Raw genomic sequence first — 24277 nt, 5'->3', positions numbered from 1 at the left:
GAGACCCCATGCGCACGCTGCCGTTCGCCCTGCTGGCGCTCGTCCTGGCCATTCCGGCCGTGGCCGAGACCATGCGCTGCGGCAGCAAGCTGATCAGCATCGGCGACCGCACCTTCGAAGTCCTGCAGAAGTGCGGCGAGCCGGTGCATCGCGACCTCGTCGGCTACACCCTGGGCTCCTACGACCGACGCGAGTTCAGCGTGGAAGAGTGGGTCTACGGGCCCAAAAACGGCATGCTCAGCATCCTCACCTTCGAGGGCAATCGCCTGGTGCGCATCGAAACACGGCGCAGCCGCTGACGTCACAAAGCCACCGGGTGTAGGCTCTAATCACCTCCACCATCTCGGACATCCCCGTGAGACTCCGCCTCCTGCTCTGCCTACCCCTGCTGCTGGTACTGGGAAACGCCCAGGCATCCTCCACCCTGCGCTGCAACAGCAACCTCATCAGCCTCGACGACACGACCAGCGAAGTACTGGAAAAGTGCGGCGAGCCAGTCAGCCGCGCGGACCTGGGCTTCCGGGAAGTGGTCGACAAGTACAACATGCGCAACGAGGTGCGAGTGGAAGAATGGGTCTACGGGCCACGCAACGGCATGTACCAGTTCCTCCGTTTCGAGGGCAATCGCCTGCGCAATATCAGCAGCAAACGGAGCAACTGACAGGCTCTCAGGCAGGATGCTAGGCTCTGCGGCTGATTACCTCAGGACAGGATGCCCGCCATATGAAAGCCCTCGTTTGCCTCTTCGCAACCGCCCTTCTCCTGGTCTCAGAGGCCAATGCCAGCACCTTCCGCTGCGAAAGCAAACTGGTCAGCCTCGGCGACCGTAGCGTCGAGGTCCAGCGCAAGTGCGGCGACCCCGCTTCGCGCAGCTTTATCGGCTACACGGAAACCAGCAGCGGACGCCAGGAAATGCAGACGGAAGAGTGGGTCTACGGTCCCAGCAACGGCATGTACTACTACCTGAGATTCGTTGGCGGCCGCCTCAACCAGATCGATAGCAAGCGCGACTGAGGCGCGTGCGATGATCATTCTCCCTGCCGATCAACCCCTGGATTGGCGACGACCGCCGGTCATCACCCTGCTGCTGATCCTGCTCAATACGCTGATCTACATCGTCTACCAGGGCGGCGACCAGGCGCGGGGACAAGAGGCGCAGCAGCTCTATCTGGATGGCGGCTTGCTCAATCGTGAGCGCGCCCTGTTCGTCGATCACCTGGTAGAACGCGAGAAGTTCGACGCGGACCAGCGCCGCGCCATCGACGCCATGCGCCGCCAGGACCTCGCGATCATCATCCTCCGCGACCTCGAGTTCGAGGACTGGCTGCATCGCTCCCCGGCTTACCAGGCTGACACTGACTGGCAACAGGCGCGGCAGAAGGCCGAGGCGGCACGGGACAGAATCAGCGCCCAGCGCTTCGGCTTCATCCCCAACAAATTCAGCGTGCAGGGGCTGTTCGGCGCCATGTTCCTGCATGGCAGCTTCGATCACCTGTTGGGCAATATGATCTTCCTGTTCATCTGCGGCTTCGCGCTGGAAGCGGCCCTGGGGCGCTGGGTCTACCTCGGCCTCTACCTGGCCAGCGGCCTCGCCTCGCACCTGCTCTGGTGGGCCCTGGACCCTGTCTGGGTAGCAGGTATCGGCGCCTCGGGGGCGGTCTCAGGATTGATGGGCATGACCATCGGCGTCTACGGTCTGCGCAAGATCAGGTTCTTCTACTGGCTCGGCCCTTTGATCGGTTACTTCAAGGCGCCCGCCCTGTGGATACTGCCCGCCTGGCTCGGCAAGGAGCTGTATGGCGTGCTGTCGGCCGACGATCACGTGAACTACTACGCCCACCTCGGAGGCCTCGCCTTCGGCTTCCTCGCCACCTGGTTGTTGCACCTGGCGGGCTTCATCAAAGTCGACAAGGTCTACCTGAACAAGGAGGACCCGGACGCCCCCTTCAAGCGAGAGCTCGCCGCTCTGGATCAACTCATCAGTCGCTTCGCCCTTGATCAGGCCGCCCCCCGTGGGCTCGACCTGTTGCAACGCTATCCCGGCCGGCTGCCACTGCTGGAACGCCTCTATCCGCTGGCCAAGAGCCGCCAGGACAAGCCGCTGCTGACTGCCGTACTGAAGCAGCTGTTCAACCTGCCGGAGCAGACCGCTGCCCTGCCGCTGCTGCAGAAACTGGCGGACGATGTCGCCGACCCACAACAACGCCTGCTGCAGCACCCCGCCGTGCTCCTGCACCTGCTGCAGCGACTGATCAAGGCCGGCGACAGCAGCCGCGCCCTGGCGCCCTGGCGCCGGCTTTGCCAGGCAAGCCCAGTGCCGTCTCAGCTCCCAAGCCTGACGCTGCAACTGGCCAAGCAACTGGGTCAGCGCCAGGACCTGCGCGGTGTGGGCGAGCTCGGCCAGTACCTGCGCAAAGCCTTCCCCGAAGCGGAGCAAACCCGCCAGTTGGCGCTCTACCAGCAGCACCTGGCGCGCTAATCGCCACCAACGACAAGGCCCCGCAACCGCGGGGCCTTGTCTTCCTACCCGGTCTACCCGGAATTACTCGGCGGATTTCAGGCCGTCGGCAGAAACCGCAGTGACGCCTTTGATGTTCTTGGTCGTTTCGATGGCCAGATCACGCTCGGCATCGGTCTTCACCATCCCCGACAGCGCGACCACGCCCTGATTGGTTTCAACCTTGATATCCATGCCGCTGAGGTTCTTGTCGGCCAGGAAGGTGGATTTCACCTTGCTGGTGATCCAGGTATCGGAGACCGCCTCTTCGGCTTTCTGCATGGTCTCGCTGGCTGCCAACATCGTGTGACCGCTGGTTTCTGCATGGACGCCGGCCGCGAACGGCAGGCTCAGGGCGGCAGCAGTGACAGCGGCAAAGGTCCACTGGGTGAAAGACTGTTTCATGAGGTGGGTCTCCTCTCTTCTTCGGAACATCTGCAGCAAACTCCCGGCTGCAGGGACACCAGGAATGTCGCAAAGCCTGTGCCAGCTTCCTAAGAACAGAAAAACCCCATAAAAACAGAAACTTAAGCTCATCAATCAGAATCAGTCTGCATGCAGTCTGCAAGTTCGCCCCCCACTCGCCTTGCAGACTGCACGATGAAGCCCGAATCCTCAGCCAGAGCTGCTCAACCGCGCAATGGTGATTTCTAGCGCACTGATCTGGTCGAGCAGTGGCGAGGCGGGATACCGCGCGCGAACATAGGCCAGCAGCTTCTGCGCAGGCTCCAATTGCCCCAGGCCCTCAGCGAAGCCACGGGCCGCGAGCAGGTAGGCGCGAGGGATGTGCGGGTAATCAGGGAAGCGCTGATGGAGATTGCGCAGCAGGCTCAGGGCCTCGCGCACCTTGTGACGATCCAGCAGCGCCGCGGCGACCTGCTCGCAGATCAGGGCGTCAGCCGGCAGGAAGTCGGCCTTGAATTGGCGAGCATTGAGCAGCGCGGTGGCGGCCAGGGCCGGACTCTGCCGGGCGGCCAGTGGCAGATAATGATCCAGGTGGCGCAGGCAGCGCTCTTGGGCACCCAAGCCAAACAGCAACTGGTGGTAGCGCTCGTTCAGACGCAGGTCATCAGGATCGCGGTGCAGCGCGTTGGCGAGCGTTTCCAGGGCGCCGTCGCTCTGTCCTTCCTTCAGGCGAATCTCGGCTTCGGCCAGCGCTTTGCGACGGCGCCATTCGTTCTCCGGCACTCCCTGCTGGGTGCCTTCTTCAGCAATTGCGAAACCCAGGGCGCCCTGATACTGGAACACGGCGTAGCCCATCATGCTGCACATCACCACACCGAAGTAACCGAACAGGAACGTGGCGATGGGCATCAGCACCACCTTGGGCAGACCGCTGGAAAGCAGCCAAGCCACATAGCCGGGGGACTGCCAGAGGATGAAGAGGAAGGCGCAGAGAATAAGGTAACGCCAGCCCATCGCCTTGATCACCTCGCCGACCTGGTCGGGACTCAGCGCCGCTCCCAGTTCCTTGCTCAACGCCAAACGGATGATGCTGGCCGGCAGCAGCAGGACGATGGCGATGTTCACTACCCAGAACAGGGTCTCGCTGTTGAAGTCCGCAGCCAGCCAGAGCGCACCGAAGGCAATGGCAAACACCAGCATCTGCTTGAAGAACAGCGAGAAGCCTTCGCCGCTGAAGGCACTGATCAGGCTCGGCGCCTCGCGCTCGCCTTCGCTACTGGCCTCGATAACACTGTGGAAGTACTTGGTGGCGACACTCAACAGGGCAACCCAGAGAATGAGCGAGCGCGGCATGAACAGGCCGGCCAGGGCCAGTAGCGCACTGAACGCCAGCGGTCCCGCCTGCATGCCATAGCCAAAGAATTGAGGCAGACGTTCCCAGAAGGGCTGGGCAGTATTGGCAGCGCCGAGGAAGGTCAACTGACTGCGACATAGCGGACACGCCGGGCTGTCATCCGGGGCGTCGGCATTGAGTGGGATGCAGCAGTCGCCAAAATGGCGCTGGCAGGGCACACAGTGCCAGGTGGCGGGTTGGGCGGGGTGGTACTGGCAGAGCGTCTTGTCCATGACTGTTCCAGGCACGATGGCGGTTCGCCATTCTCCTGGCAAAAAAAGAGGGCCCGCAAGGGGCCCTCTCTTTTATCGGCTGACGATTGTCAGACGCCGGAAGCCTCGGCAGCTTCCACGTCCTTCATCGACAGCTTGATGCGGCCGCGGTTGTCGACGTCGAGAACCAGGACTTTGACTTCCTGGCCTTCCTGCAGCACGTCGGTAACCTTGTCGATGCGCTTGTCGCTGATCTGCGAGATGTGCACCAGACCGTCCTTGCCCGGCAGGATGTTGACGAAGGCACCGAAGTCGACGATGCGCTCGACCTTGCCGATGTACACCTTGCCGATTTCGGCTTCAGCGGTGATGCCCAGAACGCGCTGACGCGCAGCCTCGGCAGCTTCCTTGGTCTCGCCGAAGATCTTCACGCTGCCATCGTCTTCGATGTCGATGGAGGCCTTGGTCTCTTCGCAGATCGAACGGATGGTGGCGCCGCCCTTGCCGATGACGTCACGAATCTTGTCGGTGTCGATCTTCATCGCGATCATGGTCGGAGCGTTGGCCGACAGCTCGCTGCGGGACTGGGCAATGATCTGGTTCATCTGGCCGAGGATGTTCAGGCGCGCTTCCAGAGCCTGCTCCAGGGCGATCTCCATGATCTCTTCGGTAATGCCGTTGATCTTGATGTCCATCTGCAGCGCGGTCACGCCCTTGGCGGTACCGGCTACCTTGAAGTCCATGTCGCCCAGGTGGTCTTCGTCACCGAGGATGTCGGTCAGCACGGCAAACTTGTCGCCTTCCTTGACCAGACCCATGGCGATACCGGCAACCGGGGCCTTCATCGGCACACCGGCGTCCATCAGGGCCAGGGAGGCGCCGCAGACGGAAGCCATGGAGCTGGAACCGTTGGATTCGGTGATCTCGGAAACCACGCGGATGGTGTAGGGGAACTCGTCGCCTTTCGGCAGCATGGCGGAAACGCCACGACGGGCCAGACGACCGTGGCCGATTTCACGGCGACCGGCGCTGCCCATACGGCCGCACTCACCCACCGAGAAGGGCGGGAAGTTGTAGTGCAGCATGAAGGCGTCCTTGCGCTCGCCTTCCAGGGTGTCCAGCAGCTGGGCATCGCGGGCGGTGCCAAGGGTGGCAACGACCAGGGCCTGGGTTTCGCCGCGGGTGAACAGGGCGGAACCGTGGGTCTTGTCCAGCACGCCGACTTCGATGTTCAGCGGACGTACGGTGCGGGTGTCACGGCCGTCGATACGCGGCTTGCCGTTGACGATGTTCTCGCGAACGGTGCGGTATTCCAGCAGGCCGAAGGCATCCTTCACTTCACCAGCCGGGAACTGACCGTCTTCCTCGCCAACGAAGCGGGCGATGACCTGGTCACGCAGCTCGTCCAGGCGGTTGTAGCGATCCTGTTTGATGGTGATGGTGTAAGCCTGGGAGATGGCTTCGCCAAACTCGGCCTTGATGGCGCTGAGCAGAGCGGTGTTCTCGGCAGGAGCGCTCCAGTTCCAGGTCGGCTTGCCGGCTTCGGCAGCAAATTCCTTGACCGCATTGATCACGGACTGGAATTCCTGGTGGGCGAACAGAACGGCGCCCAGCATCTGGTCTTCGGTCAGCTCTTGCGCTTCGGACTCAACCATCAGCACGGCGTCTTCGGTACCGGCAACGACCATGTCCAGGGCAGAGGCTTTCAGCTGCTCGTAGTTCGGGTTCAGCAGGTAGCCAGTCTCTTCGTGGTAGGCCACGCGAGCGGCGCCGATCGGGCCGCTGAACGGGATGCCGGAGATTGCCAGGGCGGCAGAGGTACCGATCATGGCGGCGATATCCGGATCGGTCTTCTTGTTGGTGGAAACCACGGTGCAGATGACCTGCACTTCGTTCAGGAAACCTTCCGGGAACAGCGGACGGATCGGACGGTCGATCAGGCGCGAGGTCAGGGTTTCCTTCTCGGAAGGACGGCCTTCACGCTTGAAGAAACCACCGGGGATACGGCCGGCAGCGTAGGTTTTCTCTTGGTAGTGAACGGACAGCGGGAAGAACCCCTTGCCCGGGTCGGCTTGCTTGGCGCCAACCACAGTCACCAGTACGGTGACATCTTCGTCCATGGTGACCAGAACGGCACCGGAGGCTTGACGGGCGATACGGCCAGTCTCGAGGGTAACGGTCGATTGACCGAACTGGAACTTCTTGATTACCGGGTTCACGGTGTTTTCCTTCTCTGTGTTGCCTTGGGGGAAATGGTGGGAGTGTCGGGAGTCGGACCCGTTTCAATCCCCTAAAAAACCAGAAGCTGGAAAGCCGAAAGCTGGAACGATGTCCAGCTTCCGGTTTTCCAGCTTCCAGCTCATCTGTGTCGCTTAGCGACGCAGACCCAGACGACCGATCAGGGCGCTGTAACGAGAGGTGTCCTTACCCTTCAGGTAGTCCAGCAGCTTGCGGCGCTGGTTAACCATGCGGATCAGACCACGACGGGAGTGGTGGTCTTTGCCGTTGGCCTTGAAGTGATCCTGCAGCTTGTTGATGTTGGCGGTCAGCAGGGCAACCTGCACTTCCGGAGAACCGGTATCGCCTTCAGCTTGCTTGTACTCGTTAACGATCTGGGCTTTTTCAGTAACGCTCAGTGCCATGATGGGCTTCCTCTGAGAGTAATAGGCCGGGACCTGTGTCCCGTGTTCAAAAAAGAGGATTGACCGTGCCTATTAACAGCCATCCTCGGATCGGTCATTCCGACCGAATCAGTCGACGCGGCGCTACGCGCCCGTCGTCGCTCACTTCACCGATACCGATGAAGCGACCGGTATGATCCTGCACTCGCATCATGCCGAACTTCGGCGCTTCCGGGGCCCGCACCGGCTGGCCGTGAAGCCAGTAGTAGGCGCTGTGCTCTGTCAGCTGGATCAGCGGCCAGTGTTCCAATCCGCTGTCGACCGGCAGGAGGAACTGGTCCAGTGCCTCGTTGCCGCCTTCGGCGTGGGCCTTCTCCAGTGTCTCCAGACTGATCGCCTGGCCCAACCCGAAGGGGCCTGCCTGGGTCCGGCGCAGTTCTGCTACGTGGGCGCCGCATCCCAGGGCCTGGCCGAGATCCTCGACCAGGGTACGGATATAGGTGCCCTTGCTGCAGGCTACGGCCAGTCTTGCCTGGCTGTTTTCGCACGCCAGCAATTCCAGGCGCGCAATAGTAACAGAACGCGCCTCGCGCTCCACTACTTCGCCAGCACGCGCCAACTTGTACAACGGTTGACCGTCCTTCTTCAGAGCCGAGTACATCGGTGGTATCTGCTTGATTTCGCCTCGAAAACGCGGCAATTGCGCTTCGATATCCTCGCGACCGACGGTCACCTCGCGACGCTCGATCACTTCACCCTCGGCATCGCCGGTGGAGGTAGTGACCCCTAGCTGAGCCAGGGTTTCGTAACCCTTGTCAGCATCCAGCAGGTACTGGGAGAACTTCGTCGCCTCACCGAAGCACAACGGCAGAACGCCGGTCGCGAGCGGGTCGAGGCTGCCGGTGTGACCAGCCTTCTCGGCATTGAGCAGCCAGCGCACTTTCTGCAGCGCAGCGTTGGAGCTCATGCCGCGCGGCTTGTCGAGAATCAGCACGCCGCTGATGTTACGGCGGATACGTTTTACCTGGGCCACGCCATTACTCCTCGTCGTTGCCCGGGTGCTTGCGGTCTTCTGCCACAGCGCGCTCGATCAGCGCCGACAGCTCAGCACCGCGACGGATGCTGGCGTCGTAGTGGAAGTGCAGCTGCGGTACGCTGCGCAGCTTCATGGCCTTGCCCAGCTGCATGCGCAGGAAACCGGCGGCATCCTGCAGGATGTCGCGGTTCAACTCGACCTTCTCGGCATTGTCGTCCTGGCCCATCACGGTGATGAACACCTTGGCGTGGGACAGGTCACGGCTTACGTCCACCGCGGTAATGGTCACCAGACCCAGGCGCGGGTCCTTGATCTCACGCTGAATCAGCAGCGCCAGTTCACGCTGCATCTGATCACCGATGCGTTGGGTACGGCTGTAGTCTTTAGCCATTTCGTTTCACTCATGAACACTTAAAAAGCCAAAAGCCAGGAGTAGAAAGCGATGGCTTCCAGCTCCTGGCTCCCGGCTTGTGGCAAGCGCGACACTTACAGCGTGCGCGCCACCTGGACCTTCTCGAAGACTTCGATCTTGTCGCCGACCTTGACGTCGTTGTAGCTCTTCACAGCGATACCGCACTCCATGCCGGCACGCACCTCGGACACGTCGTCCTTGAAGCGGCGCAGGGATTCCAGTTCGCCTTCGAAGATCACTACATCGTCGCGCAGTACGCGGATCGGACGGTTGCGGTGTACCAGCCCCTCGGTAACCATGCAGCCGGCAACCGCGCCGAACTTCGGCGAGCGGAACACGTCGCGCACCTCGGCGATACCCAGGATGTTCTCCCGGACTTCGCTGCCCAGCATGCCGGACAGTGCTTTCTTAACGTCTTCGATGATGTCGTAGATGATGTTGTAGTAGCGCAGGTCCAGACCTTCCTGCTCGACGATCTTGCGCGCACCGGCATCAGCACGCACGTTGAAACCGAACAGCACGGCGTTGGACGCCAGCGCCAGGTTGGCGTCGCTCTCGGTGATACCACCGACACCGCCACCGACCACACGCACCTGGACTTCCTCGTTGCCGATGTCTGCCAGGGCGCCTTGAAGGGCTTCGAGAGAGCCACGCACATCGGACTTGAGCACGATGTTGAGGGTCTTCTTCTCGTCCTGCCCCATGTTCTCGAAGATGTTCTCCAGCTTCGAGGACTGCTGGCGCGCGAGCTTGACTTCGCGGAACTTGCCTTGACGGAACAGCGCAACTTCGCGGGCCTTCTTCTCGTCAGCGACCACGGTCAGGTCGTCACCGGCGTCCGGCGTACCGTCCAGGCCGAGGATCTCGACCGGGATGGACGGACCAGCTTCTTTCACAGGCTTGCCGTTCTCGTCGAGCATGGCGCGGACGCGGCCATAGTTGACGCCGCAGAGAACCATGTCGCCCTGACGCAGGGTACCGTCCTGGACCAGCACGGTAGCCACCGGGCCACGGCCCTTGTCCAGACGAGACTCGACCACAACGCCACGACCAGGGGCCGACGGAGTAGCAGTGAGTTCCAGTACTTCAGCCTGCAGCAGTACGGCTTCAAGCAGTTCGTCGACACCGGTACCAGCCTTGGCCGACACAGGTACGAACTGGGTATCGCCGCCCCACTCTTCCGGGATCACATCCAACGCGGCCAGGCCGTTCTTGATGTTGTCCGGGTTGGCTTCGGGCTTGTCCATCTTGTTGACCGCAACCACGATCGGTACGCCAGCCGCTTTTGCGTGCTGCACCGCTTCGATGGTCTGCGGCATCACGCCGTCGTCAGCAGCCACCACCAGGATGACGATGTCGGTCGCCTTGGCGCCACGAGCACGCATAGCGGTGAACGCAGCGTGGCCCGGGGTGTCGAGGAAGGTCACCATGCCACGATCGGTTTCGACGTGGTAAGCACCGATGTGCTGGGTGATGCCGCCGGCTTCACCGCTGGCCACCTTGGTACGGCGGATGTAGTCCAGCAGCGAAGTCTTGCCGTGGTCGACGTGACCCATGACGGTCACGACCGGCGCACGCGTCAGCACCTCGCCTTCAAACTTCAGGGACGCAGCCAGTTGATCTTCCAGGGCGTTCTCATTGACCAGCTTGACCTTGTGGCCGAGTTCTTCGGCGATCAGTTGAGCGGTCTCGCGATCGAGCACCTGGTTGATGGTCACGGGAGTGCCCATCTTGAACATGAACTTGACGACTTCGGCACCCTTGACGGCCATCTGAGCGGCCAGCTCGGCCACTGTAATGGTCTCGCCAATGCTGACTTCACGCACGATAGGTCCTGTTGGGCTCTGGAACCCATGTTGGTTGCGCTTTTTCAGCTTGGATTTGCCGCCACGTCCGCCGCGACGACCGAAGGAATCGCTTTCCTCCTCGGTACTGCGCGGGGCAACGCGGGGAGCCGGAACCTTTTCCTTTTCCTTTAGCGAAGGACGGTGCTGTGCGTGCTTGCGGTCGCGGCGATCATCCTCGTCACGAGCGCGCTCCGGACGCGGCGCTTCCTTCTTGCGATCAGCGGCAGCAGCAGCAGCCGGTGCAGCAGCACCGACCTGAGCGGTTACCGGGGCAGTTGCCGGAGTGGCAACTGGCTCGGCAGCCGCAACCGGGGCATCAGCCTTGGCAGGATCAACGGCGTCTTTCGCACGCGCATCAGCTTCGCGACGGGCAACTTCTTCGGCGCGCAGACGAGCTTCCTCTTCGGCCTTCAGGCGAGCAGCTTCCTCTGCCACGCGCTGCTCTTCGAGCTCGCGTTGACGCTCTGCCTCAATCTCGTCGGGGCTACGTTTGACGTACGTTTTCTTCTTACGTACTTCGACGTTGATGGTCTTGCTGCCGGCGACCCTCAGCGTGGTGGTGGTCTTGCGCTGCAGGGTAATCTTGCGCGGTTCTTCTACGCGCTCGCCGTGGCTGCTCTTGAGATGAGCCAGCAGCGCCTGCTTCTCATTGTCGGTTACAACCTGCTCGGCGCTGGTGTGCGGCAATCCCGCCTCGCGCATCTGCAGCAGCAGGCGCTCCACCGGTGTATCGACCACTTGGGCCAGTTCTTTCACCGTGACTTGCGTCATGCACTTCTCTCCTCAGGCCGCGATACTTACTCGAACCAGTGGGCTCGGGCGGCCATGATCAGCTTGCCGGCACGCTCTTCGTCCATGCCGTCGATGTCGAGCAGGTCGTCGATCGACTGCTCGGCCAGGTCTTCGCGGTTAATAACGCCACGTACAGCGAGTTCAACAGCCAGGTCCTTGTCCATGCCTTCCAGGGAAAGCAGGTCTTCGGCAGGCTGGGCATCCGCCAGCTTCTCTTCGGTCGCGATGGCCTTGGTCAGCAGGCGGTCCTTCGCACGGGCACGCAGCTCGTTGACGATTTCTTCGTCGAAACCTTCAATGCTGAGCATTTCTTCCATGGGTACGTAGGCGATTTCTTCCAGGCTGGTGAAGCCTTCTTCAACCAGTACCTGAGCCAGCTCTTCGTCCACTTCCAGCTCATCGACAAAGGCGCGCAGGATGTCGCCGGTTTCGGCTTGCTGCTTGGCCTGGATATCCGCTTCGGTCATCACGTTCAGCGTCCAGCCAGTCAACTGGCTAGCCAGGCGCACATTCTGGCCACCACGGCCAATGGCCTGGGCCAGATTGTCTTCGGCAACGGCGATGTCCATGGCGTGGGCATCTTCGTCGACGATGATCGCCACCACTTCGGCCGGAGCCATGGCGTTGATCACGAACTGCGCAGGGTTGTCATCCCACAGAACGATATCGACGCGCTCTCCACCCAGTTCGCCAGATACGGCCTGGACGCGGGAACCGCGCATACCGATGCAGGCACCCTGCGGATCGATACGCTTGTCCTTGGAACGGACAGCGATCTTGGCGCGGGAACCCGGATCGCGGGAGGCGGCCATCACTTCGATCAGCTCTTCGGCGATTTCCGGCACTTCAATGCGGAACAGCTCGATCAGCATCTGCGGCGCAGTGCGCGACAGGATCAATTGCGGGCCACGGTTCTCGGTGCGAATTTCCTTCAGCAGGGCGCGCACACGGGCCCCGACACGGAAGGTTTCACGGGGAATAATGTCTTCGCGGGCCAACAGGGCTTCGGCGTTGTTGCCCAGATCAACGATCACGTTGTCACGAGTGACCTTCTTCACGGTGCCAGAGATGATGTCGCCCAGCTTCTCGCGGTAGGCTTCAACCACCTGAGCACGCTCGGCTTCACGCACCTTCTGCACGATGACCTGCTTGGCGGTCTGCGCGGCGATGCGGCCGAACTCGATGGACTCGATCTTCTCTTCAATGACGTCGCCGATCTTGGCGTTTTCATCCCGTTCCTGGGCCTGATCAAGGGTCAGCTGGATAGCCGGATCCTCGAAATCGTCCTCTTCGACAACAGTCCAGCGACGGAAGGTGTCGTAAACACCATTGTGGCGGTTGATTTCCACACGCAGGTCGACTTCGTCCTCATAACGCTTCTTGGTAGCAGTGGCCAGGGCCAGCTCCAGCGCCTCGAAAATCACGCCAGCCGGTACACCCTTTTCGTTGGATACCGACTCAACAACCAGCAGTACTTCTTTGCTCATCGTACGCCTCGCCTTTCGCAATCCATTGGATCCGCGGGATCCGCGTCTCAGTCAAAACGGGGAATGATGTTGGCCTTGTCGATCAGTTCGATCGGCAGGAGGAACTCGCGGTCTTCGATAAGAACCACCACGTCCTGCTCCTCCACCCCGCGGAGAAGCCCCTGAAAATTGCGTCGTCCTTCGAAGGGCGAACGCAGTTTGATCTTAACCAGCTCACCAGCATGGGCCGCGAACTGCTCAAGGGTGAACAGCGGTCGATCCATACCCGGCGACGATACTTCGAGGGTGTACTCACTGCTGATCGGGTCCTCGACGTCGAGAACACCACTGATCTGCCGGCTAACCTTCTCGCAATCGTCGACGAGAATGCCGTTTTCGTGATCGATGTAGATCCGCAGCAGTGAATGCCGCCCTTGAGACAGGAACTCGATGCCCCAGCACTGATAACCGAGCGCTTCGACTACCGGGGCCAACAAGGCCTGCAACTGTTCTAGCTTGCTCGACACCTGATTGCCTCTCGCATGCTGTGCAAATAAAAAATGGGCGAAACGCCCATCCATTCAAACCGCCTGATCCGTGATCGGAGGTCAACTGTCCAGCTAGCAAAAAGCCCCTAAAAAGGGGCTTCGCGACTACTGGTTGCGGGGGCTGGATTTGAACCAACGACCTTCGGGTTATGAGCCCGACGAGCTACCAGACTGCTCCACCCCGCGTCAAAGCTGGTGCGAGAGTATACGGCCAGCACCTTGCATGGTCAACCGAACATCCCACTAAGAAGAAAGCCCGCATCACTGCGGGCATCTCTTTGTATGGTACCGAGGAGGGGACTCGAACCCCTACAGCCTATGGCCACTACCACCTCAAGGTAGCGTGTCTACCAATTCCACCACCTCGGCAAAACTTGCCTTACTTCTGCTCTGGAGCCTGAGGCACATCACCCGACTGGGTGGCTGGCTTCTGCTCTTCGAGCACCGGCACATCGTCAGCTGCCGGCTTGCTTGGCTGAACCTCGAGAACCGCCGGATCCGGCAGACCTACATTGCTCAGCGCATCAGCCTTGTCTTTAGCAAAGTACGCTAAACCCAGGCTGGTAATGAAAAAAACCGCGGCGAGTATAGCAGTAACTCTACTCAAAAAGGTAGCAGAACCTTGACTTCCGAAGACGGTCGCCGAAGCACCGGAACCGAACGAAGCACCGGCATCTGCACCTTTCCCCTGCTGAACCAACACCAGGCCAACAACACCCAGCGCACCCAGCAGATGCACCACAATAACGACAGTTTCCAGCATCTTGTCAGCTTCCTGCGGCGCGACAAATCGCACCGAACTCATCCGCATTCAGGGACGCCCCACCAACGAGCCCCCCATCGATATCCGGCATGCCGAACAACTCGGCCGCACTGGCCGCCTTCACACTGCCGCCGTACAAAATTCTGACGCCGCGAGCCACTTCGGCATTCTCTGCCGAGAGCTGCGACCGAATCGCCGCGTGGACTTCTTGCGCTTGCTGCGGTGAAGCTGTCAGCCCCGTACCTATCGCCCAAACCGGCTCGTAGGCAATTACCGCCCGCGCAAATGCACCCACACCAAGCTCTTCGATCACGCTACCCAGCTGACGCCCAACAACCTCGAGCGTCTCACCAGCTTCGCGCTGCTCCCGGGTCTCACCGACGCAAAGCACCGGAATCAAACCACAGGATTGAGCAGCAGCAAACTTGCGACTCACGACTTCGTCGCTTTCACCCAGAATCAGGCGACGCTCCGAATGACCAACCAGAACCAGACTGCAACCTACGTCTGCCAACTGACTTGCCGCGACCTCTCCGGTGAGGGCTCCCTGCACCGGCTCTACCGCACAATTCTGCGCACCGACGGCAATCGACTTACCGTCCAGGCCTTGAATGACCTGATTGATGTACAGACAGGGCGGCATTACCGCGACTTCGACGCCAGCAGGCAAGGCCAATTGGCGCAAGCCTTTGATCAGCTCTGCGACGCTGGCGCGGGTACCGTGCATTTTCCAGTTACCGGCTACCAGAGGTCGGCGCATGCTTTATCTCGTCGATCAAAGTGGGCGCAGATATTACCCAAGAGAAATCCAACTAGCAAGACAAATCAAGCACATACCTCAGTCACGACTTTCGCCAGCTCTTCTGCGTAGCCGCGCACCAACTTCTCGTCGTCGCCTTCGACCATCACACGCACCAACGGCTCCGTACCAGACTTGCGCAGCAGGACACGACCACGACCGGCCATCTGGTTCGTGACGCGAGCACATGCGTCCTGCACAGCCGGATGGTTGACCGGGTCTACATCCCCCCCGGCATAGCGCACATTGATCAGCACTTGCGGGCACTTGCGCATGCCCCGACGCGCTTCTGCCAGGGACTGTCCACTGCGCTGCAAGGCCAACAGCACCTGCAGGGCGGAGACAATGGCGTCCCCCGTAGTGGTGAAATGGCTGCAAACGATATGACCTGAATTCTCCCCCCCCAGCGTCCAGTCATTGGCCTGGAGCTCACTCATTACGTAGCGGTCGCCTACCTTCGCTCGAACGAAGGGAATATCAAGTTCCTTGAGACCCAACTCCAGGCCCAGGTTACTCATCAGCGTGCCAACCACGCCGCCATTCAGCCTGTCGCGACCATGCAGGTCACGGGCGATCAGGTAGATCAACTCGTCGCCGTCCACTACCGCACCGGTGTGATCGACCATCAGAACACGGTCACCGTCACCATCGAAGGCGATACCGACATCCGCGTTCTGCTCCACCACAGCAGCCTGCAGGCTGGCCATATGAGTGGAACCGCAGTCGTCATTGATGTTGAGACCGTTAGGTTGCGCCGCCAACACGCTCACCTGAGCGCCGAGTTCGCGAAACACGTTCGGGGCGACCTTGTAGGTAGCGCCGTGGGCACAGTCGACCACCAGTTTGAGACCGGCGAAGTCGGTACTGATAGGCGTGGTGCTCTTGCAGAATTCGATGTAACGACCTGCGGCATCGTTGATACGGGACACCTTGCCCAATTGGGCAGAGTCGACCACCGTCATCGGCTGATCCAGCAGGCCCTCGATCATCAGCTCCACCTCATCCGAGAGCTTGGTGCCCTTGCCAGAGAAGAACTTGATGCCGTTATCGTCGTGCGGGTTGTGCGAGGCACTGATGACGATACCCGCATCCGCCAGGAAGGTACGGGTCAGGTACGCGATAGCCGGCGTCGGCATAGGACCGAGCAGCATCACATCGGCACCTGCTGCCAGCAGGCCGGCCTCAAGGGCAGACTCGAACATGTAGCCGGAGATTCGCGTGTCCTTACCGATCAGGATGCGGCATTTGCCTTGCTTACGAAATGCCATACCGGCTGCCCAGCCAAGCTTGAGCATGAAATCCGGAGTAATCGGGAACTGCCCGACACGCCCGCGAATACCGTCGGTGCCAAAATACTTTCTGCTCATGAGAGGGTGCTCCGTGTTTTCTTATTCCGCCGCTTGCACCGCGGCGATCATGCGGACAGCGTCAACGGTTTCCGCGACATCGTGTACGCGCAAAATGCAGGCGCCCTTGGCCACAGCGAGTGCCGCAAGGGCGAGGCCGCCGGACAGCCGCTGATGGACTTCCCGCCCCAGCGCCTGACCAATCATGCTTTTGCGCGAAACCCCAACCAGTAGAGGGCGCCCCAGCTCGCGCAGCGCCTCCATATGCTTGAACAGGCTGAGGTTGTGCGCGAGGGTCTTGGCGAAGCCGAAGCCCGGATCCAGGATGATCCGGTCACCCTGAACCCCTGCAGCCAGGCACGCCTGCGTACGCTCCGCGAGAAACTCCCCGACTTCGCGTACGACATCCTGGTACTGCGGATCCTGCTGCATGTTGCCCGGCTCGCCGAGCATGTGCATCAGACAAACTGCCAACCCTGTATCAGCGGCGGCGTCCAGCGCACCATCACGACGCAGTGCACGCACATCATTGATCAACCCGGCGCCGAGGCGAGCGCCTTCACGCATGACAGCGGGTGTGGATGTATCTAGCGAGATCACCACATCCAGCTCGCGGGCGAGGATTTCCACCACCGGGGCCACACGTTCCAGCTCTTCGGTCGGGGAGACCGGCCGGGCACCTGGCCGCGTCGATTCGCCACCAACATCGATCAGGGTCGCACCGGCAGACACCATCTCTGCAGCGTGACGCAGCGCGGCATCGCGCGCGTTGAAGCGACCGCCATCAGAAAAGGAGTCGGGGGTGACGTTCAGGATGCCCATGACGTGCGGCTGGGCCAAATCAAGAACCCGGTTGCCGCAAGGCAACCGGGTCGGGTATTGCACTGACTTCATCTACAAGCCTTAGTGTTCGCCAGCCGGCCCGCCAATGGGGGTTTCAGGGCGATTGGCTTCTTCGCGAGGGGCAGGAGTGCCGGAAGAAGTACCGGAACCGCCCTGCCAATCCTTGGGCTCGCGGGCGATGCGGCCGGACATGATGTCATCGATCTGCTCGGAATCGATGGTTTCGTACTTCATCAAGGCCTCGGCCATCATGTCGAGCTTGTCGCGATTCTCGATCAGCAGGTTCTTCGCGGTGCTGTAGCACTCGTCAATGATGCGGCGTACTTCCTGATCAATCAGCTTCGCAGTTTCGCCGGAAATATTGGCGTGCTGGGAACCGGCGCTGCGACCGAGGAACACCTCACCCTCCTCTTCCGCATACATCAGCGGACCGAGTTTTTCGGACAGGCCCCACTTGGTCACCATGTTCCGGGCGATCTGGGTGGCACGCATGATGTCGTTGGAGGCACCCGTGGTGACACCATCGAAGCCCAGGGTCATCTCTTCGGCAATACGGCCACCGAACAGTGAGCAGATCTGACTGGTCAGCGCACGCTTGGACAGGCTGTAACGATCCTCCTCGGGGAGGAACATGGTGACGCCCAAAGCACGGCCTCGGGGAATGATCGAGACCTTGTAGACCGGGTCATGCTCAGGCACCAGACGACCGACGATGGCATGGCCTGCCTCGTGGAATGCCGTGTTGAGCTTTTCCTTCTCGGACATGACCATGGATTTGCGCTCAGCGCCCATCATGATTTTGTCCTTGGCCAGCTCGAACTCTTTCATTTCCACCAGACGCTTGTTAACGCGGGCGGCAAACAGGGACGCTTCGTTGACCAGGTTGGCAAGATCAGCGCCGGAGAAGCCTGGGGTACCACGCGCGATCACGCCCGGGTCGACATCGTCACCCATGGGCACCTTGCGCATGTGCACCTTGAGGATCTGCTCACGACCGCGGATATCTGGCAGGCCAACCACCACCTGGCGGTCGAAGCGCCCCGGACGCAGCAGCGCCGGATCCAGAACGTCAGGACGGTTGGTCGCAGCGATCACAATGATGCCGTCGTTCATCTCGAAGCCGTCCATCTCGACCAGCAACTGGTTGAGGGTCTGCTCGCGCTCGTCATGACCGCCACCCAGGCCGGCGCCACGATGGCGGCCCACAGCGTCGATCTCGTCGATGAAGATGATGCAAGGAGCATGCTTCTTGGCCTGGTCGAACATGTCGCGAACACGGGACGCGCCCACACCGACGAACATTTCGACGAAGTCGGAACCGGAAATGGTGAAGAACGGCACCTTGGCTTCGCCGGCAATAGCCTTGGCCAGCAGGGTCTTACCGGTACCGGGAGGGCCGACCATCAGCACGCCGCGCGGAATACGGCCACCCAGGCGCTGGAACTTGCCCGGATCGCGGAGGAACTCCACGAGCTCGCTGACTTCTTCCTTGGCCTCGTCGCAACCGGCAACGTCAGCAAAGGTGGTCTTGACCTGGTCTTCAGAAAGCAGCCGCGCCTTGCTTTTGCCGAAGCTCATCGGGCCACCGCGGCCGCCGCCGCCGCCCTGCATCTGGCGCATGAAGAACATGAAGACCGCAATGATCACCAGAATCGGGAAGCTGGCAACCAGCAACTGGGTCCAGATGCTCTGCTGCTCAGGCTGCTTGCCTTCGATGATTACGTTGTTATCGATCAGGTCGCCGATGAGGCCACCGTCCTGAATTGCCGGACGAACGGTTTTGAATGATTCGCCGTCGCTGCGCTTGCCGGTGATGACGAAGCCATCGACGGTAACACGCTCGACCTTGCCTTCTTTAACCTGCTCGATGAATTCCGAGTAGTTAAGAGTCTGCGGTTCGCTCGGGCTGGAGAAATTGTTCATCACCGTGACAAGCACAGCAGCGATGATCAGCCACAGGATCAGATTTTTTGCCATATCGTTCAATTAGCTACCCTCTGGAACGGGCCCCTTCCTGGAGCGCACCCCGCATGACGGCTGGTGGTTAACCGGCCTAACTTACTACACAACCCCTGCCCCTGGCAGGCGCCGTCTGTAACCCTTTATGAGACCTCGCAGTCTCCCTGCAGTATCCACCGCCTGCAGACGAGGACCGATGACTCATGTCCCCGTAGCAGTCTATTCCCCACGGAAGCCGCGCGCGAGCAGGTATTGCTCCCGGGAGCGGTCACGCGACGAAAGCGGTTTTCGCAGATGCACCTTGCCAAACATCCCCGCACTTGCTTGTGGTGGCAACAAGACCTTCCCACTGGGAGATTTTGATGCCACCCGATCGCAAGACGCGGGCCGTCCGGTCAAGCGCCAGCTCACGGAAGTACATGGAGCACGGCTGGTCGGCAGCCCTTACACCGCTCATATTGGGGCCAAATCGGAAATCACAAGGCCTTCCGGGTGTTTGCCTATCGCGTCGAGAATCCGGGCGAAGACCGCATCCTCGTTGAATTTCCCCTGAATGAACGTCACATCGGGAATGCTATTCATTGTCAGGATACCAACTGGTGACCTGAGCCCAGTGCCCGGCGCGGCGCCGAGATCGACTACGGTCATGTCAGACCGCAGAGTTCAGTCCTTGTCCGGGCTCTCGTACAGCTTGTAATTTGCACGGGAACGGAAAGCGTCCTTCTGCGCCATTTTGATGTAAGGGTCGTCGAAGTCTTCTTTCAGCCAACGACGACTAGTCTTGGAGCTGGCCACGGGATACCTCGTGTTCGGCTGTGCGCCCCGGAATCACTCGGGTAAACTACCAGCCTTTTTTCGCAGGGGTCTGATTATGGCGCTCTCACCGGAGCACAAGAAGCAATACAAATCTATCGGTCATCACCTGAAACCGGTATTGACGGTGGCCGAAAATGGCCTGACCGAAGGTGTGCTGGCTGAACTGGAGCGCGCGCTGAATGATCACGAACTGATCAAGGTCCAGTTCCGCATCATCGAGCGTGATGACCGCCGCGCCCTGATCGATGAACTCTGCGCCGCCGGCAACTGCGAGCTGGTCCAGATCATCGGCAAGATGGCGTTGGTCTATCGCCGCAATCCAAAGCCAAACCGTAACCTCTCCAACATCAGCCGCTTCAGCGGTCTCTGAGTCTCCCGCCAAGGGCGCGCGCTCAGCGCGCCCGGCCCTCCACCAGCTTTGCTGGCAAAGGCTGGATCACCAGCAGCAGGCCACAAAAAGCCAGTAGCAGATAGCTGAAGTTCAGCCAGTACAAGGCTTCCGGCGCCCAGAAGCGCACCAGTAGGAATACCACCACCAGGGCCAGCACGGCGGCCAGCAACTGCGCACGCGCATCGCGCCAAAGGCGCGCAAGCCCTGCATGCTGGATCAGCAGCAGAGCCTGGAGCAAGGCACAGAAACCAGCAAAAGCTACCAGCAGTGGCCGAAGACTCGCAGCCACCTCCTCCACCAGCATCGGCGCCAGACCGATTTGATCCAACGCCGGTAACATGACGAAGTGCAGCAGCCAGAGGCCACCAACCCAGAAGGTCTGGGCCAGCTGCCAGGCGATGGCGCCAGCCCTGAAAGGCGAAGACTTAAACGTGGCGGACTTCGACAATCTCGTACTCGACGATGCCGCTCGGAGTCTTGACGGTCACCACGTCCCCTTCCTCCTTGCCCACCAGGGCACGAGCAATGGGAGAGCTGACAGACAGTTTGCCTTGCTTGATGTCTGCTTCGTCGTCGCCGACGATCTGGTAGGTCACGGTTTCGTCGGTTTCGACGTTGGCAATGTCCACGGTCACACCGAAGATCACCTTACCGGTGCGCGGTAGCGCCGCGACGTCGATGACCTGGGCGTTCTGTAAACGCCCCTCGATGTCCCGGATGCGCGCTTCGACCATGCCTTGCTGTTCGCGGGCGGCATGATACTCGGCGTTTTCCTTCAGGTCGCCCAGCTCACGCGCCTCGGCGATAGCCTGGGTGATCTGCGGACGCAGTACGGTCTTCAGATGCTTGAGTTCGTCTTCCAGGGCGCGAGCGCCCTGGACGGTCATTGGAAATTTGGTCATGCCTTGATTCCTGCATGGAGATCCTGCAAGCGACGCACGGTCTTCTCGGGACCGAACTTGAGCGCCTCACAGATCGCCTGACCAGCCGCGATGGTGGTGGTGCAGTAGATCTTGTGCTGCAGGGCGTTACGACGGATCGAGTAGGAGTCAGCAATGGACTGACGCCCCTCAGTGGTGTTGATGATGAGGGTAACCTCATCGTTCTTGATCATGTCAACGACATGAGGACGGCCCTCCGTCACCTTGTTCACGCGACGGACCGGCAGACCAGCCGCCTCGATCACCTTGGCGGTGCCGGAAGTGGCGACCACCTCGAAGCCCAGTTCGATCAGATCGCGAGCGACCTGGGTGACCATCGGCTTGTCGTCTTCGCGCACGCTGATGAACACGGTGCCGGTGTTGGGCAGGATCTCGCTGGCACCCAGCTGGGCCTTGGAGAAGGCTTCGCCGAAGGTGTCACCGACACCCATAACCTCACCGGTGGACTTCATTTCCGGGCCGAGGATCGGGTCGACGCCCGGGAACTTGGCGAACGGGAACACCGCTTCCTTGACGCTGAAGAACGGCGGGATGATTTCCTTGGTGAAGCCGATTTCCTTGAGGCTCTTGCCAGCCATTACGCGGGCAGCGACCTTGGCCAGCGATTCGCCGATGCACTTGGAAACGAACGGCACGGTACGGGACGCGCGCGGGTTGACCTCGATGACGTAGATGTCCTCGCCCTGCACAGCCATCTGCACGTTCATCAGGCCGACCACGCCGAGCTCCAGGGCCATTTTCTTGACCTGATCACGGATCTCATCCTGGATGTGCTGCGGCAACGAATACGGCGGCAGCGAGCAGGCAGAGTCACCGGAGTGCACGCCGGCTTGTTCGATGTGCTGCATGATCGCGCCGATCACCACAGTTTCGCCGTCGCACACTGCATCGATATCGACTTCGATGGCGCAATTGAGGAAGCGGTCGAGCAGCACCGGGCTGTCGTTGGACACCTTCACCGCTTCGCGCATGTAGCGCTTGAGCTCTTCTTCCTGGTAGACGATTTCCATCGCGCGACCGCCCAGTACGTAGGACGGGCGCACCACCATCGGGTATCCGATGCCTTTCGACAGGGCCAGGGCTTCGTCTTCGCTGCGAGCAGTGGCGTTGGCCGGCTGGCGCAGGTTCAGGCGCTGCACCATCTGCTGGAAGCGCTCGCGATCTTCGGCGCGGTCGATCGCGTCGGGGCTGGTACCGATGATCGGCACACCGGCCTCTTCCAGCGCGCGGCAGAGTTTCAGCGGGGTCTGGCCGCCGTACTGGACGATCACGCCCTTCGGCTGCTCGACGCGGACGATTTCCAGCACGTCTTCCAGGGTGACCGGCTCGAAGTACAGGCGGTCGGACGTGTCGTAGTCAGTGGAAACGGTTTCCGGGTTGCAGTTGACCATGATGGTCTCGTAGCCGTCTTCGCGCATCGCCAGCGCCGCGTGTACGCAGCAGTAGTCGAACTCGATGCCCTGACCAATACGGTTGGGGCCGCCGCCGAGGATCATGATCTTGTCGCGGGTCGACGGATTGGCTTCGCACTCTTCCTCGTAGGTCGAGTACATGTAGGCGGTGTCGGTGGCGAATTCTGCAGCGCAGGTATCAACACGCTTGAATACCGGCAGCACCTTCAGCTTGTGGCGGTGGCTGCGCAGATTCTTCTCGGTCACACCGAGCAGCTTGGCCAGGCGCGCATCGGAGAAGCCTTTGCGCTTGAGCTTGCGCATCAGGTCGGCGTCGATGCCGGACAGGCCGAGGGTCTTGACCTTCTCTTCGTCCTTGACCAGGTCCTCGATCTGCACCAGGAACCACTCGTCGATCTTGGTCAGCTCGAAGACTTGCTCGATGGTCTTGCCGGCGCGGAAGGCGTCAGCGACGTACCAGATACGCTCGGCGCCGGGCACGGTCAGCTCGCGCTTGAGGATGCCTTCAGCCTCCGGATCGCTCAGGTCCAGCTTGGGATCAAAGCCGGCAACGCCCACTTCCAGGCCACGCAGGGCTTTCTGCACGGACTCCTGGAAGGTACGACCGATGGCCATGACCTCGCCCACGGACTTCATCTGGGTAGTCAGGCGGGCATCGGCCTTCGGGAATTTCTCGAAGGCGAAGCGCGGAACCTTGGTCACCACGTAGTCGATGGCCGGCTCGAAGGACGCCGGGGTACGACCGCCGGTGATGTCGTTCTGCAGCTCGTCGAGGGTGTAGCCGACGGCCAGCTTGGCGGCGATCTTGGCGATCGGGAAGCCGGTGGCTTTGGAAGCCAGGGCCGAGGAGCGCGATACGCGCGGGTTCATCTCGATCACGACCATACGGCCGGTGTCCGGGCAGATACCGAACTGCACGTTGGAACCACCAGTCTCGACACCGATCTCACGCAGCACCGCCAGCGAGGCGTTGCGCAGGATCTGGTATTCCTTGTCGGTCAGGGTCTGGGCCGGTGCGACGGTGATGGAGTCACCGGTGTGCACGCCCATGGGATCGAAGTTCTCGATGGCGCAGACGATGATGCAGTTGTCCTTCTTATCGCGGACAACCTCCATCTCGTATTCCTTCCAGCCGATCAGGGATTCGTCGATCAGCAGCTCGTTGGTTGGCGACAGGTCCAGGCCGCGAGCGCAGATTTCTTCAAACTCTTCACGGTTGTAGGCGATACCGCCGCCAGTGCCGCCCATGGTGAAGGACGGACGAATGATGCAAGGGAAACCAACCTGCTCGAGGACGCCGTAGGCCTCTTCCATGCTGTGGGCGATGCCGGAGCGCGGGCAGGCCAGGCCGATATCTTTCATGGCCTTGTCGAAGCGCGAGCGGTCTTCGGCCTTGTCGATGGTGTCGGCATTGGCGCCGATCATTTCCACACCGAACTTCGCCAGCACGCCGTGACGCTCGAGGTCGAGGGCGCAGTTCAACGCGGTCTGGCCGCCCATGGTCGGCAGCAGCGCGTCAGGGCGCTCCTTCTCGATGATCTTGGCGACTGTCGCCCACTTGATCGGCTCGATGTAGGTGGCATCGGCCATGGCCGGATCAGTCATGATGGTGGCCGGGTTGGAGTTCACCAGGATGACGCGGAAGCCTTCTTCCTTCAGGGCCTTGCAGGCCTGAGCGCCGGAGTAGTCGAACTCGCAGGCCTGGCCGATCACGATGGGGCCGGCACCGAGGATCAGGATGCTCTTGATGTCTGTACGCTTGGGCATGGGACTCTCGT

General features: G+C 60.9%; 22 protein-coding genes, 2 tRNA genes and 1 pseudogene. 5 read left to right on the top strand and 20 right to left on the bottom strand.

Annotation, left to right across the window (positions count from 1 at the left end; all coding sequences use genetic code 11):
* Window positions 1-8 precede the first annotated feature (8 nt).
* From G559_RS0120385 to G559_RS0120370, 4 genes are all read left to right on the top strand, one after another.
* Window positions 9-299: a DUF2845 domain-containing protein gene (locus G559_RS0120385; RefSeq protein ID WP_028630022.1), complete on the top strand. Its 291-nt coding sequence runs from the start codon at window positions 9-11 to the stop codon at window positions 297-299.
* Between the two features lie 56 nt (window positions 300-355).
* Window positions 356-661 carry a DUF2845 domain-containing protein gene (locus G559_RS0120380; protein WP_028630021.1) on the top strand — a complete coding sequence of 102 codons (306 nt, stop codon included), beginning with the start codon at window positions 356-358 and terminating at the stop codon, window positions 659-661.
* A gap of 62 nt (window positions 662-723) precedes the next feature.
* Window positions 724-1014: a DUF2845 domain-containing protein gene (locus G559_RS0120375; RefSeq protein WP_028630020.1), complete on the top strand. Its 291-nt coding sequence runs from the start codon at window positions 724-726 to the stop codon at window positions 1012-1014.
* Window positions 1015-1024: 10 nt separating this feature from the next.
* Window positions 1025-2479, top strand: coding sequence for a rhomboid family intramembrane serine protease (locus G559_RS0120370; protein ID WP_028630019.1), 1455 nt, complete (start codon window positions 1025-1027; stop codon window positions 2477-2479).
* A 63-nt stretch (window positions 2480-2542) separates the two neighbouring features.
* Here G559_RS0120370 and G559_RS0120365 read toward each other — a convergent pair whose 3' ends face one another.
* From G559_RS0120365 to G559_RS29135, 17 genes and pseudogenes are all read right to left on the bottom strand, one after another.
* Window positions 2543-2902, bottom strand: a complete 360-nt coding sequence (locus G559_RS0120365; protein ID WP_028630018.1) for a BON domain-containing protein — start codon at window positions 2900-2902, stop codon at window positions 2543-2545.
* A gap of 210 nt (window positions 2903-3112) precedes the next feature.
* A complete protein-coding gene (locus G559_RS0120360; RefSeq protein ID WP_028630017.1) occupies window positions 3113-4528 on the bottom strand; it encodes a hypothetical protein in 1416 nt (471 codons plus the stop codon).
* 89 nt (window positions 4529-4617) lie between these two features.
* Entirely contained in the window at window positions 4618-6726 is a 2109-nt protein-coding gene (gene pnp / locus G559_RS0120355) for a polyribonucleotide nucleotidyltransferase (RefSeq protein ID WP_028630016.1), read from the bottom strand.
* A 153-nt stretch (window positions 6727-6879) separates the two neighbouring features.
* Window positions 6880-7149: a 30S ribosomal protein S15 gene (gene rpsO, locus G559_RS0120350; RefSeq protein WP_016494768.1), complete on the bottom strand. Its 270-nt coding sequence runs from the start codon at window positions 7147-7149 to the stop codon at window positions 6880-6882.
* A 94-nt stretch (window positions 7150-7243) separates the two neighbouring features.
* Complete coding sequence (truB, locus tag G559_RS0120345) at window positions 7244-8161, bottom strand: tRNA pseudouridine(55) synthase TruB (RefSeq protein WP_028630015.1); 918 nt, start codon at window positions 8159-8161, stop codon at window positions 7244-7246.
* A gap of 4 nt (window positions 8162-8165) precedes the next feature.
* A complete protein-coding gene (rbfA, locus tag G559_RS0120340; RefSeq protein ID WP_028630014.1) occupies window positions 8166-8555 on the bottom strand; it encodes a 30S ribosome-binding factor RbfA in 390 nt (129 codons plus the stop codon).
* Window positions 8556-8650: 95 nt separating this feature from the next.
* Entirely contained in the window at window positions 8651-11194 is a 2544-nt protein-coding gene (gene infB / locus G559_RS0120335; RefSeq protein WP_028630013.1) for a translation initiation factor IF-2, read from the bottom strand.
* A 26-nt stretch (window positions 11195-11220) separates the two neighbouring features.
* Window positions 11221-12702 (bottom strand): transcription termination factor NusA, encoded by a 1482-nt coding sequence (nusA, locus tag G559_RS0120330; RefSeq protein ID WP_028630012.1) that lies wholly within the window; start codon window positions 12700-12702, stop codon window positions 11221-11223.
* 47 nt (window positions 12703-12749) lie between these two features.
* A complete protein-coding gene (rimP, locus tag G559_RS0120325; RefSeq protein ID WP_028630011.1) occupies window positions 12750-13208 on the bottom strand; it encodes a ribosome maturation factor RimP in 459 nt (152 codons plus the stop codon).
* Between the two features lie 130 nt (window positions 13209-13338).
* Window positions 13339-13415 (bottom strand) — tRNA-Met (locus tag G559_RS0120320).
* Between the two features lie 97 nt (window positions 13416-13512).
* Window positions 13513-13598: transfer RNA gene (locus tag G559_RS0120315), tRNA-Leu, on the bottom strand.
* 10 nt (window positions 13599-13608) lie between these two features.
* The gene (secG, locus tag G559_RS0120310; protein ID WP_028630010.1) at window positions 13609-13992 is read right to left on the bottom strand and encodes a preprotein translocase subunit SecG; all 384 of its coding nucleotides are present in this window, start codon (window positions 13990-13992) and stop codon (window positions 13609-13611) included.
* A 4-nt stretch (window positions 13993-13996) separates the two neighbouring features.
* Entirely contained in the window at window positions 13997-14752 is a 756-nt protein-coding gene (tpiA, locus tag G559_RS0120305) for a triose-phosphate isomerase (RefSeq protein ID WP_028630009.1), read from the bottom strand.
* A 65-nt stretch (window positions 14753-14817) separates the two neighbouring features.
* Window positions 14818-16158 (bottom strand): phosphoglucosamine mutase, encoded by a 1341-nt coding sequence (gene glmM, locus G559_RS0120300; RefSeq protein WP_028630008.1) that lies wholly within the window; start codon window positions 16156-16158, stop codon window positions 14818-14820.
* Window positions 16159-16179: 21 nt separating this feature from the next.
* Window positions 16180-17031, bottom strand: a complete 852-nt coding sequence (gene folP, locus G559_RS0120295; protein ID WP_028630007.1) for a dihydropteroate synthase — start codon at window positions 17029-17031, stop codon at window positions 16180-16182.
* A 9-nt stretch (window positions 17032-17040) separates the two neighbouring features.
* Window positions 17041-18957, bottom strand: a complete 1917-nt coding sequence (gene ftsH / locus G559_RS0120290) for an ATP-dependent zinc metalloprotease FtsH (RefSeq protein ID WP_028630006.1) — start codon at window positions 18955-18957, stop codon at window positions 17041-17043.
* Between the two features lie 201 nt (window positions 18958-19158).
* A pseudogene (locus tag G559_RS29135) lies at window positions 19159-19734 on the bottom strand (SAM-dependent methyltransferase).
* Window positions 19735-19810: 76 nt separating this feature from the next.
* Between G559_RS29135 and G559_RS0120275 the strand changes: the two are divergent.
* On the top strand, window positions 19811-20125 hold the full coding sequence (locus tag G559_RS0120275) for a YhbY family RNA-binding protein (protein WP_028630004.1): 315 nt from the start codon (window positions 19811-19813) through the stop codon (window positions 20123-20125).
* Window positions 20126-20147: 22 nt separating this feature from the next.
* Here G559_RS0120275 and G559_RS0120270 read toward each other — a convergent pair whose 3' ends face one another.
* Genes G559_RS0120270 through carB form a run of 3 tightly spaced genes read right to left on the bottom strand, consistent with a single transcriptional unit; the run spans window position 20148 to window position 24266 of the window.
* Entirely contained in the window at window positions 20148-20594 is a 447-nt protein-coding gene (locus G559_RS0120270) for a hypothetical protein (RefSeq protein WP_036997614.1), read from the bottom strand.
* The gene (greA, locus tag G559_RS0120265) at window positions 20572-21048 is read right to left on the bottom strand and encodes a transcription elongation factor GreA (RefSeq protein WP_028630002.1); all 477 of its coding nucleotides are present in this window, start codon (window positions 21046-21048) and stop codon (window positions 20572-20574) included. Before greA ends, G559_RS0120270 begins: the two co-directional genes overlap by 23 nt.
* Window positions 21045-24266: a carbamoyl-phosphate synthase large subunit gene (gene carB, locus G559_RS0120260; protein WP_028630001.1), complete on the bottom strand. Its 3222-nt coding sequence runs from the start codon at window positions 24264-24266 to the stop codon at window positions 21045-21047. Before carB ends, greA begins: the two co-directional genes overlap by 4 nt.
* Window positions 24267-24277: the final 11 nt, after the last annotated feature.

The sequence above is a fragment of the Metapseudomonas resinovorans DSM 21078 genome (assembly GCF_000423545.1).
GTDB lineage: Bacteria > Pseudomonadota > Gammaproteobacteria > Pseudomonadales > Pseudomonadaceae > Metapseudomonas > Metapseudomonas resinovorans.
Note: the sequence above shows the minus strand (reverse complement) of the source record. Positions and strands in the feature narration are given on the sequence as shown.